Source organism: Bradyrhizobium sp. Tv2a-2 (assembly GCF_000472425.1).
Lineage (GTDB): Bacteria > Pseudomonadota > Alphaproteobacteria > Rhizobiales > Xanthobacteraceae > Bradyrhizobium.
Genome location: NZ_AXAI01000007.1, coordinates 302,033 through 319,036, shown reverse-complemented (window position 1 = coordinate 319,036; position 17,004 = coordinate 302,033). Strand labels below are relative to the sequence as shown.

18 protein-coding genes are annotated in these 17,004 nt (G+C 64.1%); 10 read left to right on the top strand and 8 right to left on the bottom strand.

The annotated features are described in order from the left end of the window. Positions 1-179 precede the first annotated feature (179 nt). The 5 genes from A3AI_RS0116620 to A3AI_RS0116595 form a co-directional block, all read right to left on the bottom strand. Complete coding sequence (locus A3AI_RS0116620) at positions 180-368, bottom strand: hypothetical protein (protein ID WP_024516679.1); 189 nt, start codon at positions 366-368, stop codon at positions 180-182. 222 nt (positions 369-590) lie between these two features. Further along, the gene (locus A3AI_RS0116615) at positions 591-977 is read right to left on the bottom strand and encodes a hypothetical protein (RefSeq protein WP_024516678.1); all 387 of its coding nucleotides are present in this window, start codon (positions 975-977) and stop codon (positions 591-593) included. 84 nt (positions 978-1,061) lie between these two features. Then, complete coding sequence (locus tag A3AI_RS0116610; RefSeq protein WP_024516677.1) at positions 1,062-1,667, bottom strand: alpha/beta hydrolase family protein; 606 nt, start codon at positions 1,665-1,667, stop codon at positions 1,062-1,064. A gap of 461 nt (positions 1,668-2,128) precedes the next feature. Beyond that, positions 2,129-3,157 carry an alpha/beta hydrolase gene (locus tag A3AI_RS0116600; protein ID WP_024516676.1) on the bottom strand — a complete coding sequence of 343 codons (1,029 nt, stop codon included), beginning with the start codon at positions 3,155-3,157 and terminating at the stop codon, positions 2,129-2,131. 33 nt (positions 3,158-3,190) lie between these two features. Next, positions 3,191-3,397, bottom strand: a complete 207-nt coding sequence (locus A3AI_RS0116595) for a hypothetical protein (RefSeq protein ID WP_156927807.1) — start codon at positions 3,395-3,397, stop codon at positions 3,191-3,193. Between the two features lie 212 nt (positions 3,398-3,609). Here A3AI_RS0116595 and A3AI_RS0116590 point away from each other — a divergent pair, with 212 nt between their 5' ends. From A3AI_RS0116590 to A3AI_RS0116580, 3 genes are read left to right on the top strand one after another with little or no spacing between them, the layout of a single operon-like run. Continuing rightward, complete coding sequence (locus tag A3AI_RS0116590; protein WP_024516674.1) at positions 3,610-4,536, top strand: spermidine synthase; 927 nt, start codon at positions 3,610-3,612, stop codon at positions 4,534-4,536. Continuing rightward, entirely contained in the window at positions 4,533-5,147 is a 615-nt protein-coding gene (locus A3AI_RS0116585; protein ID WP_024516673.1) for a fused MFS/spermidine synthase, read from the top strand. Before A3AI_RS0116590 ends, A3AI_RS0116585 begins: the two co-directional genes overlap by 4 nt. An 18-nt stretch (positions 5,148-5,165) precedes the next feature. Next, positions 5,166-6,104, top strand: coding sequence for a M28 family peptidase (locus A3AI_RS0116580; RefSeq protein ID WP_024516672.1), 939 nt, complete (start codon positions 5,166-5,168; stop codon positions 6,102-6,104). A 140-nt stretch (positions 6,105-6,244) separates the two neighbouring features. Here the strand turns inward: A3AI_RS0116580 and A3AI_RS0116575 are convergent, their stop codons facing one another. Next, entirely contained in the window at positions 6,245-7,900 is a 1,656-nt protein-coding gene (locus A3AI_RS0116575; protein ID WP_198030124.1) for a tetratricopeptide repeat protein, read from the bottom strand. Positions 7,901-8,084: 184 nt separating this feature from the next. Here A3AI_RS0116575 and A3AI_RS45275 point away from each other — a divergent pair, with 184 nt between their 5' ends. The 3 genes from A3AI_RS45275 (at position 8,085) to A3AI_RS0116560 (ending at position 12,123) form a co-directional block, all read left to right on the top strand. Beyond that, positions 8,085-9,635 (top strand): tetratricopeptide repeat protein, encoded by a 1,551-nt coding sequence (locus tag A3AI_RS45275; RefSeq protein WP_024516670.1) that lies wholly within the window; start codon positions 8,085-8,087, stop codon positions 9,633-9,635. Positions 9,636-9,783: 148 nt separating this feature from the next. After that, positions 9,784-11,187 (top strand): TAXI family TRAP transporter solute-binding subunit, encoded by a 1,404-nt coding sequence (locus tag A3AI_RS42815; protein ID WP_084800943.1) that lies wholly within the window; start codon positions 9,784-9,786, stop codon positions 11,185-11,187. 303 nt (positions 11,188-11,490) lie between these two features. Then, positions 11,491-12,123 carry a hypothetical protein gene (locus tag A3AI_RS0116560; RefSeq protein WP_024516669.1) on the top strand — a complete coding sequence of 211 codons (633 nt, stop codon included), beginning with the start codon at positions 11,491-11,493 and terminating at the stop codon, positions 12,121-12,123. Between the two features lie 59 nt (positions 12,124-12,182). On the opposite strand, the gene A3AI_RS0116555 is transcribed toward A3AI_RS0116560, so the two are convergent. After that, entirely contained in the window at positions 12,183-12,407 is a 225-nt protein-coding gene (locus tag A3AI_RS0116555) for a hypothetical protein (RefSeq protein ID WP_024516668.1), read from the bottom strand. A 135-nt stretch (positions 12,408-12,542) separates the two neighbouring features. Here A3AI_RS0116555 and A3AI_RS0116550 point away from each other — a divergent pair, with 135 nt between their 5' ends. Next, positions 12,543-13,157, top strand: coding sequence for a YidB family protein (locus tag A3AI_RS0116550; RefSeq protein ID WP_024516667.1), 615 nt, complete (start codon positions 12,543-12,545; stop codon positions 13,155-13,157). A 46-nt stretch (positions 13,158-13,203) separates the two neighbouring features. Further along, complete coding sequence (locus A3AI_RS0116545) at positions 13,204-13,479, top strand: GlsB/YeaQ/YmgE family stress response membrane protein (RefSeq protein WP_024516666.1); 276 nt, start codon at positions 13,204-13,206, stop codon at positions 13,477-13,479. Positions 13,480-13,689: 210 nt separating this feature from the next. On the opposite strand, the gene A3AI_RS0116540 is transcribed toward A3AI_RS0116545, so the two are convergent. Next, on the bottom strand, positions 13,690-14,475 hold the full coding sequence (locus A3AI_RS0116540) for an SDR family NAD(P)-dependent oxidoreductase (protein ID WP_024516665.1): 786 nt from the start codon (positions 14,473-14,475) through the stop codon (positions 13,690-13,692). Positions 14,476-14,751: 276 nt separating this feature from the next. On the opposite strand from A3AI_RS0116540, the gene A3AI_RS0116535 reads away from it, so the two are divergent. Next, positions 14,752-15,819 (top strand): acyl-CoA dehydrogenase family protein, encoded by a 1,068-nt coding sequence (locus A3AI_RS0116535; RefSeq protein ID WP_024516664.1) that lies wholly within the window; start codon positions 14,752-14,754, stop codon positions 15,817-15,819. 16 nt (positions 15,820-15,835) lie between these two features. Beyond that, a complete protein-coding gene (locus tag A3AI_RS0116530) occupies positions 15,836-16,996 on the top strand; it encodes an acyl-CoA dehydrogenase family protein (protein ID WP_024516663.1) in 1,161 nt (386 codons plus the stop codon). Positions 16,997-17,004: the final 8 nt, after the last annotated feature.

The following is a 17,004-nucleotide window of genomic DNA, read 5'->3' as shown; positions in this document are numbered from 1 at the left end:
ATCAAAACGACGTTGATCAAAAAGAAATTGATCACCCCGCGGAGACAAAACCCTCACCCGCGACGCACCGTCAGATAGCAGATGCGTCGCGGCCTCTCCCACAACGGGAGAGCGGAGCGGTAGTGCGACCCCGCGAACATGACGCGGCAATCGATAGTCATACCCCGTACGTCACCAACCTATTTCTGGTCGACGACGTGCCGCAAAACAAGGTCGGACAGCTGCGTCACCAGCGCCCGCAGCCGGGCGTTCTCCTCCAGCAATGAGATCACATCAGTATCTAGGTCGGAATCCAGATGGTCGGCGTCGCATTGAATGCGCGATGGCTTGATTCGATCTCCGGTCGACGGTGAAAAAGCGTTCCCCATGAACAGACTCCCCTGGCAAACTGAACTCCGCCGAGTCAGGTACGGTTACTAATGCGGGGAAGAGTCGGCTGAGTCGGCGTCGAAATTTGGACCGTTCGAAGGTAAAATCGAGCGTCGCTGCACGAAGCTTGGGCAGCATCGACCGATCGCGCAAATGTTATCGCGCGCGGACGGCGGCCGATCAACCAGCCAGGCCGCGCCACGCGCCAAAGGCGCGTCCACTCAGTTCTTCGAGAAAGGGATGTATTGCTGATATTCTTTCGGCACCGAGCTGCGATAGCGCGACGGCACCGTGCCGGTGTCGATCGACCTGTCGATCTCCTGACGCCGCGTCATGCCGGCGGCCTTTTTCTTCTTGGTCTTGGGCGTGTTGTCTGAGGCTCTCGCGGCCGGCGGATTGGCTGCGGCTGGACCGGCTGCTTCTGTCGTAGACGCCGGTGGGTTGGCGGTCGGCGTCTGTACGGCAGGCGCTGCGGGAGCCACCGGGGCAGGAGCAGCCTCGGCTGGTGCCGCAGGCGTGCCCGAATCAGGCGCGCTCTGCGCGAGCACGGCGACAAGGGGGGCGGAGAGAAGGATCGCGGTTGCAGCTAACGACGCCATTATGCGCATCGAAAACTCCCAATTTTTCCCTGCTCAAAACGAACTGTCCGATCACTTACCTCAAATAAATTTCACCCGGTGGCGCGCAGCCGCTCAATCGCAGCGCGTGTTGGCCATCAGGACATCATGAATCACCTGCTTCTGCATCGACGGGAGCGTGGTCACCGATACATGACCAAGATCCGGATTGCTCTTGAGATCGACATTGTCGATCGCACCATGGAAATTCTTGCCCGGCTGCATGGTCGTGCCGATCCCGTTCGAGAGATAGAAGTTCTCGAGCCGGTGTACATTGGCGGACACGGTGCCCTTTATCACGGGATCGAGAGTGACGATCAGCGCCACCCGCAGACCAGCCTTCTCCATGCGCTCGGCCATCATCAGCGCGCCGGTCGCGCCAAAGGAATGGCCGACCAGCACGACGGTGCCGACCCGCCCGCTCTTGCAATCTTCAATGGCTTCGCTGGCCAGCACCGGCGCAAAAAGGTGGTTGGCGACCACGGTGTCGATGTTCTTTTCCTTCAGTTCCTCCGCAAGCTGGTCGATCCCCGGCGACAGCACGTTGGTGAAACCGCGCAGCAGGAACACCTTTTCGTGTGGTGCGCTGGCCGGGCGCAGCTGTAATTGAGCGCTGGCAGCGCCGAACGGCAGAGCGGCGAGAAGAGCAAAAGTAAGGCAAGCCAAGACGGCGCGCGACATGAAAATGGTTCCGCCAAGAGACCGCGGGAGAATCTGGCTGCAATCTTATTGCAATCGAGCCCGGAGCGAAAGTCGTCCCGGCGCAGACCCACTCCATTGTCAAGGACCATATCCAGGTGCCGCAATGCGGCAGTTCGGCTTCGCCTCGTCAGGTGTTGTCGGACGGCGCGGCGGCCGGCAGCAGCAGGACCGGCTGGCGCATCTCGGCAAGCCGAGCCCGGCAATATTCGCGATAGATGATGTTGAGCAGAGCCGACATTGCGGACTCCTTTTCTTCTTGTTGCTGCAGCCTAGCCCCGGGCCGGCGCAGTATGGACTTGATCGGTTACGACGCAGACGCGCCATTGGCCCGCCTTTTGAGTTACCGTTTAAATAGTGGCGCCCTGCCAAATGACCATGACGAAAACGCGAAAAGACTATTTCACCCGACCAAACAATCGCGATTGATCGCGGCCCCGTAATCAACGCGCGGCGGCGCAGCCCGGTAACTCGAACAGGGCAGCGAGCCCGCAGGCCGAGGTCAGCATCTTGTCGCCGTCGTGGCCGACATCAGCCACGTCCCAGAGCCGGTGGTTTGGCGTGCCGCCGTCGCGCGCGGCCATCACGGCTGCGTAGGAGTGGCCGCGAGCATAGCGGTAAGGCCCCTGCGCCTCGGCCATGCAGCTTTTGTCCAGCGCCGGATGGTCGGGATTGGTGTCGTTCGTACCCAGCAGGTAGATCACCTGGCGCGCGACATAGCGCTGCTCGAGTTCGTCCGGGCTTGATGAGGCGAGATAGGGCGGCCGCGCCTCCATGCCGTATTTCCACTTGTTGTAGCCGGGACAGGACGCCGCGATCTGCGGCTCCGGCCGCTCTGCGCTGAAATAGGCATAGGAGGAGGGATTGGCGACCACATAGCGGATCGCGATGTTGTCCGCCTTGAGCGCCGCCTCGCCCTTGGTCGCGATGGCATAGCGCTGCACCACTTGGCCGCCCCCGGAATGGCCCGCGACCACCACCTGCTTCAGGTCGGGAAACAGATGCCGGTCGGCCAGACGGGCGAGGATTGCATCCAGCGCGTCGAACGAACTCGCGGGCTGCGGCCCCTCGGCCGGATCGCCGCCCTCCCACCCTTCCAGCGACCAGCGCAACGTGTCGGCGCGCAGGTGATAGGCCGCGACATCGATGCCGGCAAGAAACTGCGGCACGATCATGATGGCGGACTTGCCCGCATCGCCCGCGGCGGCCTGGGCCGTCAGCGCCGAGCGGTAATAGACGTCGGCGTTGCGCAGTCGGCCATGCAGCACGAGGATCGCGCGCGTGATGCCGGGCAACGACTTCGACCAGTCGGCCGAGACGTAGATGGGCAAGGCGCCCTGGCTGCCCACTTCGATGCGCGCAGTCGCGACCACCTTGACGGGCTTGCGGTTGGCGGCGTCCTCGTCCTCGGCGCGAGCCTGGGTGGTGATCAGCGCCAATGCGAGCGCGACAAGCATTTTCAGGGATGTCATGCGGCCACCACTTTCGTGCGACGTCGCGATCCTTTAGCGCCCGGCCACCGGCCCGAACAGGGACTGCAGCGCGATCAGGCCGAATTGCGCAACCCAATGGCCAACGCCCTGGTAGCCGCAGCGCCAGTTCGACGCCGCCTCAGGCGGCTCCGTCGCGGCCCAGCCGGTTCCCAAGATCGGTAAAACGATCGGCATCGCAAGACAGACGACGGCCCCAACGATCCCGGCCGTTCCTGCCACGATCATGCCCCTTTGCGCGCGCTCCTCAAGATGAACGATTTTTTAGCGGAGCGGGGCACGATAGTCTATTAAACCGGCCGTCTGTTCCACCGGCGTGCGCCGGGCCGGCTTGACCGGGCGGCGGCGCGATGTCATCGCAGACGGGACGCGAGCCGCCTTATTTTCATCCCGCGCGAAGGGCCAACGCCCATCTTCCAATTCAGGGACCATCGATGATCAAGAGGTCGTTTGTTTTCGGCATGCTATTGGGCGCCGTCCTGCCGGTCGCCGCGGCCCAGGCGCAGGACAGCCGCAACCTGCTGGAGTCCAAGGAGTCGCTCTACAATAACATTTATGTGTACGAGCAGCCGCCCTACATCAGCATGACCTTCGGTCATAACCGGCGCATCTACACCGAGAGCATGTACAACACCCATGACGACCGGGATCTGCCGGTCGAGTACACGCGCTACATGACCGCGAGCCTGATGTATGCCAAGGACGTGCATTCGATCCTGGAGATCGGCTTCGGCGGCGGGCGCACCGCCTGGTACTTGCACCGCTTCCTGCCCAACGTATCCGTCACCTCGGTCGAGCTCGATCCCGAGGTGCTGCGGCTGGCCAAGAAATATTTCGGCATTCGCGACGAGCCGAACTTCCAGGTCGTCAATCGCGACGGACGGCTGTTCCTGTCGGAGTCCAAGGACAAATACGACATCATCCTGATCGACGCCTATCGCGGCCCGTTCGTGCCGTTTCATCTCTTGACCAAGGAATTCTACCAGATCGTCAAGGACCATCTCGCCGACGGCGGCGTGGTCGCACAGAATGTCGAGCCGTCGACCATGCTGTTCGATTCCGCGGTCAAGACCATCAATGCGGTGTTCCCGCAGCTCGACTTCTACCGCGCCGACGGCAATATCGTCACGGTCGCCTACGATGGAGCCGAGCGGAAGCCGGAGGATCTTGCAGGCATCGCACACGACCGCGACAGGGCCTATTCCCTGCGCTACAGCCTCGCCGACATGCTCAACGAGCGGCGGCGCATCGATATCGCCAGCGGCAAGGTGATCGACGCCAATGCCAAAATCCTCACCGACGATTTCGCGCCGGTCGAGGCGCTGAAGAGCATCGAGAACCACAACAGGAAGATACCGTGACGGCGCCCTCTCGCGGTCTGTCCGTCTCGATCTATGTCTGCGCCTTCGTGGTCGGCGGGGTGCTGATGGGCTTCGAGATGCTGGGCAGCCGCTATCTCTTCCCCTATTTCGGCGGCAGCATCGGCACCTGGGCGAGCCTGATCTCGACCGTGCTCTGTGCGCTCGCCATCGGTTATTTCGCGGGCTCGGCGATCGTGACGCGGCGTCCCTCGCAGCGCGTGATCGCGGTGGCGATCCTGATCGCAGCAGCCTATCTCGCACTGGTACCTGCGACCGCCGATCCCATCATGGAGACCATCCTGAACTCGCTCGGCGACGGCCCCTCGGCCACATTGACCGCCTCCACGGCGCTTTTGCTGGTGCCGCTGACGCTGCTCGGCACCTTCTCGCCGATCGCGGTGAGCCTGCTCACCCGCGCCGCTGATGACGCCGGGCGCGTGGCCGGCCTGGTCTATGGCGTCTCCACCATCGGCAACGTCGTCGGCACTCTGCTCACGACCTTCATGCTGATCCCGACCATCGGCTCGCGCGCCATCACCTATTACTTCGCTCTGGTGCTCGCGCTCTGCGCCGGTGTGCTCCTCCTCAATCCCGTCAAGCGGGCTTCGTGAGGTTCCCAGGTTTCGACGATGCGACAGAAACTCCTTGCAACGCTCGCCGCCACGCTCACGCTCGCGCTGCATCCGCCTGGCTCGCGCGCGGCGGAGGTGCCGCTCGACCAATGGGACGGCCAGCGCGCGATGGGCCGGATCGCCGACCTGTTGCGCTTCACGCCGCGTGCGATCGACACGCCCGGGCATGAGCAGGCCATCGACTACATCAAGGCCGAGATGGGCAAGACCAGCGCCGACGTCGTCACCACGCAGCGCTGGACCTTCAAGGACTCGGCCGGCGCTTCGCATGCGATGACCAACATCATCGCCCGCTTCCAGCCCTCAAATCCGCACCGCGTCATTGTCGCGACCCATTACGACAGCATCGTGCGTGCCTACCGCGACGCCAGGAGTCCGGATGCACCGATGCCGGGCGCCAACAACTCCGCATCCGGCGTCGCCGTGCTGCTCGAGACAGCGCGCGTGCTGTCGCTCATGCCGAAGCCCGCGGTCGGCATCGACATGATCTTCTTCGACGGCGAGGAAGGACCGAAGGCGCTGGGGGCCGGCGATCCCAACTGGATGGCAATCGGCTCCCCCTATTTCGTCCATCATCTGCACGATTATTATCCAGCCCAAAAGCCTGAGAAGGCCGTGGTGCTCGACATGGTCTGCGACAAGGACCTCGAGCTCCAGCCCGAGCCCTCATCGCTGGCCTTGGCTTTGCCCGAGGTGAAGAAATTCTGGACGGCAGGCGCGGCGATTGCGCCAAAGGCGTTCTCGACCAAATCGACCAGCTATCCGATCAGTGACGATCACACCGCGCTCAACGGCGCCGGCATTCCGAGCTTCCTGGTGATCGATTTCGAATACGAGCCCTATTTCAACACCACCCAGGACACCATCGACAAATGCTCGGTCGATAGTCTGCAGGCGGTGGGGCGGACCTTGCTGCAATATTTGTATCTGCCGTGAGCGTCTGCCAGCGGGGTGTCCACCCATCCTGAGGGCGCCGTAGTGCAGCGCAGGCCTCCGCCCGGCGGCGCAATCGTGCCGCAAGGCTCGCACCTCAGGTTGACGGGTCCGGGTTGCGGACAACCAAAGCTAAGCCTGAATCAGCATCCCGCACGCTCGCGCAGCATCTTGTCGAACGCCTGCTTGATGGCGTGGACGGCGGGAGACTTGTACGGGAAATCCGGGTTGTCGTTGTGCACCAGCATCGAGGCGTTGACCTCGAAGACGACGATGTTGCCGTCGCGGTCGAGACCGCAATCGATGCCGAAATAATCGAGCCCGATGCGCTCGCGGATCTCGGCCAGCGTGCAGTAGTTGGCGGTCGAGAACACGGCGCCGGGCTCTCTCAGAAAAGCCGCCTCCTCCTGCTGCATCCAGGCGTGGCTCGCCATGTCGGTATTGTCGTGGTGCAGCTTCCAGTCCTCCCCGATCGCCAGATGATAGGGCAGCACGTCCGGGCCTGCGAAGATGAAGCGGTATTTGCGGAAATGTCCGTCGGCGGAGGCGTAGTCGATGTATTCGATTACATAGTGGTCGCTGTCCGGCCGCGTGGAGAGGAAGCTTGCGAGCTCCTCGAGAGTGGCGATCTTCTCGAAATCGTCGCCGCCGTGGGTGCCCGCCGGGCGGGCCAGCACGGGAAACGGGAACGGCAGCATCTTCGCCAGCGCCGCGGCCGAGACGTCGGCCTGTGCGGCAAGTCGAAGGATACTCGGAATACGGCAGCCGGGAATGCCCGGCAGCAGATCCGTCACCGCATCGCGCGTCGTGCGCTGGATCCTGACAGGATCATTGATCACGGGCTTGCCGAGTGTTTCTACAAGGCGCGCCGCTAGCGGCAGCACGGCGCCGCCCTGATCGGCGTCCGAAATCAGGTTCACGACCAGCTGGACCTCGCCGAGCGCGGCGACATCGATCTCGCTGTCCTCGAGCAAGGACAGCGTATCGGTATCGTGCGCCGCATTGGAGAAGAGATATTCGGCCGGCGTGTTGCCGGCAAACGGCGCATAGAGCGCGAGCACGCGGAAATCCGCCGGCGCCTTGGCGGCAGCGCGCCGGATCAGCGGCTGAATTCGCGCAGCCGCCGCATAAGCGGCCTGCGCCGCGTGATTGTCGTCCATCTTCTGCCTGATGGCGCCGGTCCAGTACAGGCTCTCGGCATCCCGCGGATTGATGTCGAGCGCGACCTGGAAATGCGACAGCGCGGCTTCCATGTCGTTCAGCTCGAACGAGACCCTGCCGAGCTGGTGATGCAGTTTGCCGTCCCGCGGCCGGGCCGCGATCAGGTCCGCAAGCAACCCCTTGGCCATCTCGAATTGCCGTGCCGCCATCAGCGCGTGCACCAGGTTGGTGAGCGAGGGCCAGTGCGCCGGATCGAGCTTCAGCGCCTCGACATAGAGGGTGATGGCGGCCTGGGGCTGGCCCAGCTCCAGCTGTGCATTGCCGAGATTGCACCAGCATGCGGTCAAGGTCGGCTTCAGCCGCAGGGCGCTTTTGTAGGCTTCGGTCGCCGCGCCGAACCGCCGGCCCACCATGTAGGCATTGCCGAGCTTGGCATGCAGCTCGGCGAGGATGTCACCAGCGATCAGGCTGACGCCTGCCATCGCGGCCGAATCAAGCCCGCTTTGGTAAGCGGCGATCGCCGGGCCGATGCGACCTTCGGCAAAATATTGTTGTCCGATCAGAAGCTGCCGCGCCACGTTGGACGCGGCGTGCTCGGCGGCAGGGAGAGAAGTGGCGGCTGACGCTTGGCTAGTCACGGAATGACTCTCATGGTGGGAATGCGTTAACCATGCCCTCGGCATGGTAAACAATTCGTTTTGGGGGCTGCCGCCGAGCCTCGCGCGCAAGGTTAAGAATTTATGACTTGCCATCGCGCGACGGCGCGAATCGGTCAATCCTGGTGTAGTCCGTTCCCATGAGGGATCGAAAGCGAATGCAGCCATGGGCGCGAAGCTGAACGAGTCCGCTTCGCCGGCGACGGTCCGGCATCGGGACGATTGGGCGCCGCGCCTGGCGCAGCTCGCCAGGTTGAACCGACTCGAAGCCTTGCTGAAGCAGGATGCCGGCGGCGAGACGGCGATCGCAGCGGCAGTCGAACGCGCCGTCCTGCTTGCGGCACTGGACCGACGCGAGGAGGCAAAGCTCGCCTTCATCGCCATCCTGCAGAAGGCCCCGACCCATTTCAGCGCGCTGAATGAGTTCGGCACCCTGCTCACCGAGATGGGCGCGATCGACGCCGCCTGCCGAGTCTATGCCGAAGCCATCCTGCATCACCCGCAAAATCCGGTCGGGCATGTCAACTTCGCCAATCTCCTGTTGCGCGCCAGCAAGTATAAGGAGGCGCGGCGACACTATGAGGCGGTGCTCGAGATCGATCCCGACCACGCGCCGGCGCATCAGGGATTGGGCGCGGTGCTTGCGGATCTCGGCGAGCGGGACGCCGCGCGCGAGCATTTTCGCAAGGGCTTTCGTGGCCGCGCCATATCGACCCTGCCCTATCGCGGCAGCGCTGCGCCGGTGAGGCTGGTTCAGCTCGTGTCATCCGGCGGCGGCAACATCCCGACCGCGTTGTTTCTGGACGATACGCGCTTTCAAACCACGGTCGTCGTCGCGGACCACCTTGAGGCGTCGGAGGCGCCGCCACCGCATGACCTTATCTTCAACGCGATCGGGGACGCCGACCTCTGCGAGGACGCGCTGCTTGCGGCCTGCCATCTCACTGCGGCGGCCGAGGTGCCCGTCATCAACGATCCGCATGCGGTGATGAAGACCGGGCGGCTCGCCAATTCGGAGCAATTGCGCACCGTGCCTGATGTCAGGACAGCGCGCACCATCGTTGTCGACCGAAGCCTTCTCGCTGGCCCTGGCGGCGCGGACCTGCTCGCCGGATGCGGCCTCACCTTTCCGCTGCTGTTGCGCTCGCCCGGCTACCACACCGGCCGCAACTTCGTTCTGGTGCAGGAGCGCGGGGAGCTCGCTGCGGCCGCTGCCGGCCTTCCGGGCGAGGCATTGTTCGCGATCGAATATCTCGATGCGCGCGGTCCGGACGGCAAGGCGCGGAAATACCGGGTGATGATGATCGGCGGTCGGCTCTATCCGTTGCATCTGGCGATATCCGCGCACTGGAAGGTGCACTACTTCACCTCCGACATGGCCGACAAGGAAGATCACCGGCAAGAGGAAGCGCGCTTTCTTACGGACATGCCGTCCGTGATAGGCGCGAAGGCCATGCACGCGCTCGCTGGAATCAGGGATACGCTCGGCCTCGACTATGCAGGGGTCGATTTCGGCCTCGACAGCAACGGCAATCTCCTGCCGTTCGAAGCCAACGCCACCATGGTGATCGCCAAGCCCGGCCCCGAACCACACTGGGCCTATCGTCACGCGGCCGTCGAGCGGATTTTGGCAGCGGTGACGGAGATGATGATGGCGAAGGCGGGGGCGACGCCGCTCGCGCGCGCCGCAGGCTCCGCGCCATCACCCTCACCTTGAGAGGCCGCGAACAGCGGCCGTCTCGACGGGCGAAAGCCCGGCGCTGGCTGTGGGGGGGCGAGTTCCCTGCTGCGCAACCCTTCGTCGCATCTCCCCGGGGACGTGCTATGCTGCAACCGGGCTTTGGCCCCAAGGGATCGGCGGCAGCATGTCTACGACGGAGTCCTTGTCCGACCTCCTGAACGGGATGCGGGATCTGCCGCAGCGCGGGCGGCGGCGGAAGGGCTCACCGTTCCTGATCCTGGCGGCGATGTTGGCATTTTTCGCGGCCGCCGCCGGTGCCGCTTTTCTCATTCTGCGGCCAACCACCTTGCGGATTGCCGTGGGCCCGGTCGGCAGCGAGGACCACAGCGTCATTCAGGCGATGTCGGAGATTTTTTCCCGCGAGGGTTCGAGCGTTCGGCTGGCGCTGGTCCCGACCGCAGGTCCGGTCGACAGCATCGCCGCACTGGCCGGCGACAAGGCCGACCTTGCGGTGGCGCGCGCTGACGAGGAAATGCCCGAGGGCACGACATCGATCGCCGTGCTGCGCAAGAATGTCGTGGTGCTGTGGGCTGCCCCACGACCGAAAGGACCGGGCAAGAGCGGCAAGACCAGCACCAAGACCATCGCCGACCTCGCTGGAAAGCGCGTCGGCGCGGTCGGCCGCACGAATGTGAACATCAAGCTGTTGCGTGTCCTCCTCGCCGAGGCGGGCGTGAGCCCCGACAAGGTCGGCATCGCGCAGTTCAATGTCGGGCAGATCGGCGACATGCTGCGCGACGCCAACCTCGACGCGTTCATGACGGTCGCTCCGGTCGACAGCAAGCTCACGGCGGAGGCGATCGCGACCACGGCAAAACTGCGCGGCGAGCCGAGCTTCTTGCCGATCGAGGTGTCGGAGGCGATCGCCTCGCGTCACCCCGCCTATGAATCGGAAGAAATTCCCGAAAGCGCCTTCTCGACCTCGCCGGCCCGTCCCGACGACAAGGTCGAGACCGTCAGCGTCAGCCATCTCATCATCGCCCCCAACAGCCTGTCTGAAACCACGGTCGGCACGTTGACCCGGCAGATCTTCGCCGCGCGCCCCGCGTTGATCCGCGAGATTCCCGGCGCCGCCAAGATTGAGAAGCCCAACACCGACAAAGATGCGGCGCTGCCCGCGCATCCCGGGGCGGCGGCCTATATCGATGGCACCGAACGCACCTTCATGGAGAAATACAGCGACTACATCTGGGGCGTGGTGCTGCTGCTCTCGGTGTTCGGTTCGGTGACTGCGTGGTTGCGCCACTACATCAAGCGCGACGAGCGCAGACTGAACACCGCCCACCGCGAAAAGCTGCTGCTAGCAATCTCCCTGTTGCGGCAGATCGAGACCACGGAGGACCTCGACACGCTGCAACGTGAGGCCGACGAGATTCTGCGCGAGACGCTCACTTGCTATGACGACGGTGCGATCGAGGAGGGCGACCTGCTCGCCTACAGCCTCGTGCTCGACCAGTTCCATAATGCAATCGTCGACCGGCGGGCCGCGATTGCCGCCAATACCAATCCTGCGCGCCTGCGCGCCTGAGCGCGGGTTCCATCAAGCACGACGGGAACCCTGCGTCGCGCGGAGTGTTTCCGTCTGGCTCTGTTGCGGGCCGCTGCATTGGTCGAAAGAAAAAATATCGCAAAAATTGCGGGGAAAATTGTTGCTCCACAACGCGGGCGGAAAAACGTCAAAGTCTAGATCGACTTAGCGACCCTCGACATCGTGCTGTCATCGGGGCGCCCTATTGGTTCCATCATCGCGGAACTCATCGCCACAAAATGGCGACAATCGGAAACCCAATTGTGTCCGGGGTGGATCTGGGGAAATTCGTCGGTGACTGGAATGCGTCGTGCTGCGCTGATTGTGGCAGCATTGGCCGTGGTGGCATTGCTGCAGCCGTCTCGCGCGCCTGCAGCGTGGTGGAAGCGCGCGCCTGTCGATTTCGAAGAATGCGCGGACGCGGCGGCCAAGGCCGCGACCAAGGAAGACAAGACAGCTGGGCTCGCCGATTGCAACGCCAAGTTCGCTGGCCGTCGCAAGTCGGGTGGCGGCTACACTTACTATGACTTCATGCAGGACCGCAGCTTCGACATCGCCGGTCCCAATCCGACGCCGGAAGAGCAGAGATATATCGACCAGCAATATACGCTCTATCTGGAGAAGCAGCGGCGCAACAGCGTTGAGGCCGCGCTCTCGGCCAGGCAGCAGCAGGACGAGTTGCAGCAGGAGCAGCCGCAGCCGCTGCAGTCGGCTTCGCTGCGAACCGAAGCCGAGCGGGTGCCGATCCCGCAGGCCCGTCCGAGCAAGCAGATCGACGGCCGGCCGCGCTGTCCGCGGCAGCAGCAGCACTCATTCTCCTGCGACTGGCCGCGCCTGTCGGATACCATCAATGACCTGAAGAAGCTCTTCGGGGGCAGCCAGGCCAAGGATGGCGCCAAGGACGCCGCCAAGGACGGCAAGGGCAAGAAGAGCTGACGCGGTTTCGGCGCGAAACGCCGTGACGCCCCCTGTTCGACATCGCCCCCTGTTCGACATCAATGAGTACGCTGAGCGCGCTTTCGCCTGGCATCATGCCGCGGCGCCAACGGAGCATTCGCCGGCGCCAGGGACGGGTCCGATGTCGTTGCCGTTGCCTTGCGGCTCTCCTGCAGCCGGGCGTCATAGCCGGGTGACGGCGTGACGGTCGGCGGCGCAGCCAGCGCCGGCACGCCGAGCAGCGCCGCCAGCACCGCAATCAAGAATTTGGCTCGTCGATCCATCTGCATCCCGGATAGCCCCCTTCGCGCTCTCGTTCATCGTCGCCACCATCAGAGCGGTTTCAAGGCCGCCTTGTAACCGTCATCGGCCAACGGTATGTTTTTGGCCAGCGGGGCAGCAGGCGGTAGGAGCGAACAATGGGTTTACTCGACGTCCTCAACGGCATGCAGAATGGTCCGCGCGGACCCTCCACTCCGAGCGCGCAAAGCTCCGGCGGCATGTCGCCAATGTCCATGGCGATCCTCGGGCTTCTTGCCTGGAAGGCCTTCAAACATTTCACTGCCGGTTCGCCGGCGCCGAGCACAGCCTCGGTGCCATCGTCTGGACCCCCACAGACGCCAGCGTCAGCACAGAGCGGCGGCAGCCTTGGTGGCGCACTTGGCAGCGCTCTTGGCGGCGGGGGCGGTGGCCTTGGTGATGTGCTCAAGGGGCCGCTGGGCGGCCTGCTTGGCGGCGCCGCGGCCGGCACGGTGCTGTCGGGCGGCCTGTCCGACCTGCTCAAGCAGCTGCAGGATTCCGGCCATGCCGAGAAGGCCAATTCATGGGTCGGCAGTGGACAGAACCAGCAGATCTCTCCCGGCGACCTCTCCAGTGCGCTCGGCGCCGACCAGATCGGTCTGCTCTCCTCGCAGAGCGGCCTCTCGCGCGATGAACTCTTGAATGGCCTGAGCCAATACCTGCCGCAGGTGGTCGACCACCTGACGCCGGATGGACGGCTACCGACGGAGGACGAATTATCCGGGCGCATCTGATCGCCAGACAGACGCGCGTTCTGTGGTTCAGGGGAGAACGGCAATCATGAGCGGCATTATCTGGATCATCATCGTCGGCTTCATCGCGGGCCTCATCGCCCGCTTCCTGTCGCCGGGGCCGAACAATCCGTCCGGCTTCATCCTGACCACCGTGCTCGGCATCGTCGGCGCGTTCCTGGCGACCTGGATCGGCCAGACCATCGGCCATTACGGTCCCGAACAGGGCGCGGGCTTCATCACCGCAACCATCGGCGCGCTGGTGGTGCTGTTCATCTGGAACCGCCTGGTGGCGAGCGGCGTGATCAAGGATTTTAATCGCTAGAGTGTTTTCGAGCGAAGTGGGGACCGGTTCGCGTGAAGAAAACGCGTCAAAACAAGAATCTAGAGCTCTGGTTCTGATTCAATCAGAACCGGAAATGCTCTAGCCGGAGCAACGCCGTCTCCTCGTCATTGCGAGCGAAGCGAAGCAATCCAGGGCCCCACGTGAGGCCCTGGATGGCTTAGTCGCTTCGTTCCTCGCAATGACAGCGCGTCACAAAATCAAATGCATGCCCGCATCCATGCGGACGCATTCGCCGGTCATGTTGCTCGACGGCGGGCTCGCCAGGAAGCAGACGAGCTGCGCGATGTCCTCGGCGCTGGAGGCGACCTTCAGCGGCACCCGCGCCACCACGGCATCGCGCACCTGCTTGGCGCCGGCTTCACCGCGGCCCTTGGTGAACCAGGGCGTATCGATATAGCCGGGGCAGACGGTGTTGACGCGGATTGCGGGCGCGAGCGCGCGCGCCAGCGACAGCGTCATGGCATTGAGCGCGCCCTTGCTCGCGGCATACGCGACCGAGGAACCACCGCCGCTGATGCCGGCGACCGACGAGATGTTCACCACGGCAGAGGCGCGGCCCGAGGCCTTCGATCCCGCCTCGAGCAACGCGCGGGCCGCGCGGATCATCTGATAGGGCCCGATCGTGTTGACGGCGTAGATGCGCTGGAAGTCTTCCGCCGAGAGCCCGTCGAGATCGTGATGCGGCACGTGCTTGGTGGTGCCGGCATTGTTGATGAGCACATCCAGCCGGCCCCAGGGTGCGGCCGCCGCGACGATCTTCTTGCAGTCCGCATCACGCGAGACATCGCCCTGCACCACCACGACCTCGGCCGCGCCGGCCTTGCGGCAGGCTTCGGCAGTCGCCTCGGCGTCCGCCTTGCTGCTGGAATAATTGATCACGATGCGCCCGCCGCCTTGGGCCAGAAGGCCCGCGGTCGCGGCCCCAAGCCCCGACGCCGAACCCGTCACGATCGCGTACAAACCATCCTTCGACATCGTTTCCTCGTGTTGTCGTTGAAGCAGCGCTAGCGGCCGCGCCGGTCTACCATAACGCGCGGCAAGCCTCACGCAATCGCCCAAACTCCATTGCGCGGAATAACAATTTTCGCAAGCGCCGCGCGTGACCGCCTCATATGCCGGCACCGCAGGCGCCCCTGCGGAGAGCGCTTGTCAGGACCATGGCTTTTCCTCATCATCCGGTGCAAGAACGGATTGCACGCGGCAAGGCCCGCTGGGCCGGCACGTGCCAATATCTTACATGCGAGGAACGCTGTGGCGGAGAGTGAAAACATCGTCGTCGAGACCGCGGAGAAGATCTTTGCCGACCTCGCCGACGTGCAAGCGGTCACCAGCGACAAGACCGGAGGCTGGAAAGCGCCGCTGTGGCAGGCGCTGACGGAAGCCGGCTTGCCGCTGTCCTGGGTATCCGAAGACTGCGGTGGCGCGGGCGCCTCGCTCGCCGACGGCTTTGGTGTGCTCGGTGCCGCCGGCCGCTTTGCGATTGCGGTGCCGCTTGCCGAAACCATGCTGGCCGGCTGGCTTTTGGCGCAGGCCAAGATTACCTCGCCCGATGGCGAGATGACGGTCGCACCCGCGAGCCCCAAGGACCGCATCACGCTGAATGCCGACGGCACGCTCTCCGGCCGCGCGCGCGGCGTGCCGTTCGCGAAGGCGGCAAAACATGTCGCGGTGCTCGCGAGCGGCGCCAATGGCTGGTCGATCGCGCTGGTCGATGCGTCCAAGTTGCGGATCGAGGCGGGGCTGAACCTCGCCAATGACAACAGCGACGTCGTGACCTTCGACAAGGTCTCGCCTGTCACCATCAAGCCGGCGCCCAAAGGCTTCGACCAGACCGCGCTGATGCTGATGGGGGGCGTGGTACGCAGCCTGCAGATCGCAGGCGCGCTGGAGTCCATGCTCGATATCAGCGTGCGCTATTCCAACGAGCGCGTGGCGTTCGAGAAGAAGATCTCGAAATTCCAGGCCGTGCAGCACAACCTCGCCCGCCTTGCCGGCGAGTCGGCCGCTGCACTCGCCGCCGCGACCTCGGCCGCGGACACCATCAACGACGACAGCTCGTTTGACGACGACGCCGTGTTCCTGGAAACGGTGGCTGCAAAGATCCGCTGCAGCGAGGCGGCCGAAAAGGGCGGCGCCATCGCCCACCAGGTGCATGGCGCGATCGGCTTCACCATCGAGCATATCCTGCACCGCTACTCGTTGCGCGCGCTGTCCTGGCGCGATGATTTCGGTTCGGAAAGCTACTGGGCCGTCGAGCTCGGCAAACGGGTCGCCGCCCGTGGTGCCGACGATTTGTGGCCGCTGGTGGCCTCGCGCTGAGAAAGGACTTCAGACCATGACCGCAGCGCTCCGTTTCGACCCGATCCGCCTGCCGCCCAAATGCGAAGAGCTGCGCAAGGAAGTGCGCGCCTTCCTCGCCGAGGAGATCGCCGCCGGCACTTTCAGCCCGTTCAAGCCCAACCGCGAGGATACCGATGTGCCGGCATTCTCGCGCAAGGTCGGCGAGCGCGGCTGGATCGGCATGACCTGGCCGAAGAAATATGGCGGCCATGAGCGCTCCTTCCTGGAGCGTTATGTGGTGACCGAGGAAATGCGCGTGGCGAACGCGCCGACGCGCCGTTTCTTTGTCGCCGACCGCCAGAGCGGGCCGGTCCTGCTGAAATACGCGCCCGAGCACATCAAGGCGGACATCCTGCCGCGCATCTGCGCCGGCGAGCTTTGCTTTGCCATCGGCATGAGCGAGCCGAACTCGGGCTCCGACCTGTTCGCCGCCAAGACCAAGGCGACCAAGACCGACGGCGGCTTTTTGATCAACGGCACCAAGATCTGGACCTCCTCGGCCCATATCGCCGACTACATGATCGCGCTGTTCCGCACCTCGCCGCCGACCAAGGAAAACCGTCGCCACGGCCTGACGCAATTCCTGGTCAAGATGAAGCAGCCGGGCATCAAGGTGAACCCGATCGGCCAGATCACCGGCCAGTTCGAGTTCAACGAAGTGGTCTTCACCGACTATTTCATTCCCGACGACCATGTGCTCGGCGAGATCGACGGTGCCTGGAAGCAGGCGACGAGCGAGCTCGCCTATGAGCGTTCGGGCCCCGAGCGTTTTCTCGAAACCTATTACGTGCTGACCGAACTCGTGCGCGCCGTCGGCAACAACCCCGATACGCGCGCAGCCGAAGGCATCGGCCGGCTGGTGGCGCAGGTCCACACCATGCGGCGGATGTCGGTTTCGGTCGCCGGCATGCTGCATGCCGGCAAGGAGCCGGTGGTCGAAGCTGCGATCGTGAAAGACATCGGCACGGTGTGGGAGCAGCAACTGCCGCACCGCGTGCGCGATCTCGCCGCCTTCGTCGAGGAGGACGTCGGCAATCGCGAGACGCTGGAGAAACAGCTCTCCTTCGCCATCAAGACCGCGCCGAAACTGACCATCCAGGGCGGCACCACCGAAGTGCTGCGCGGCATCATCGCCCGCGGACTTGGTCTGCGCTGATCTAAACG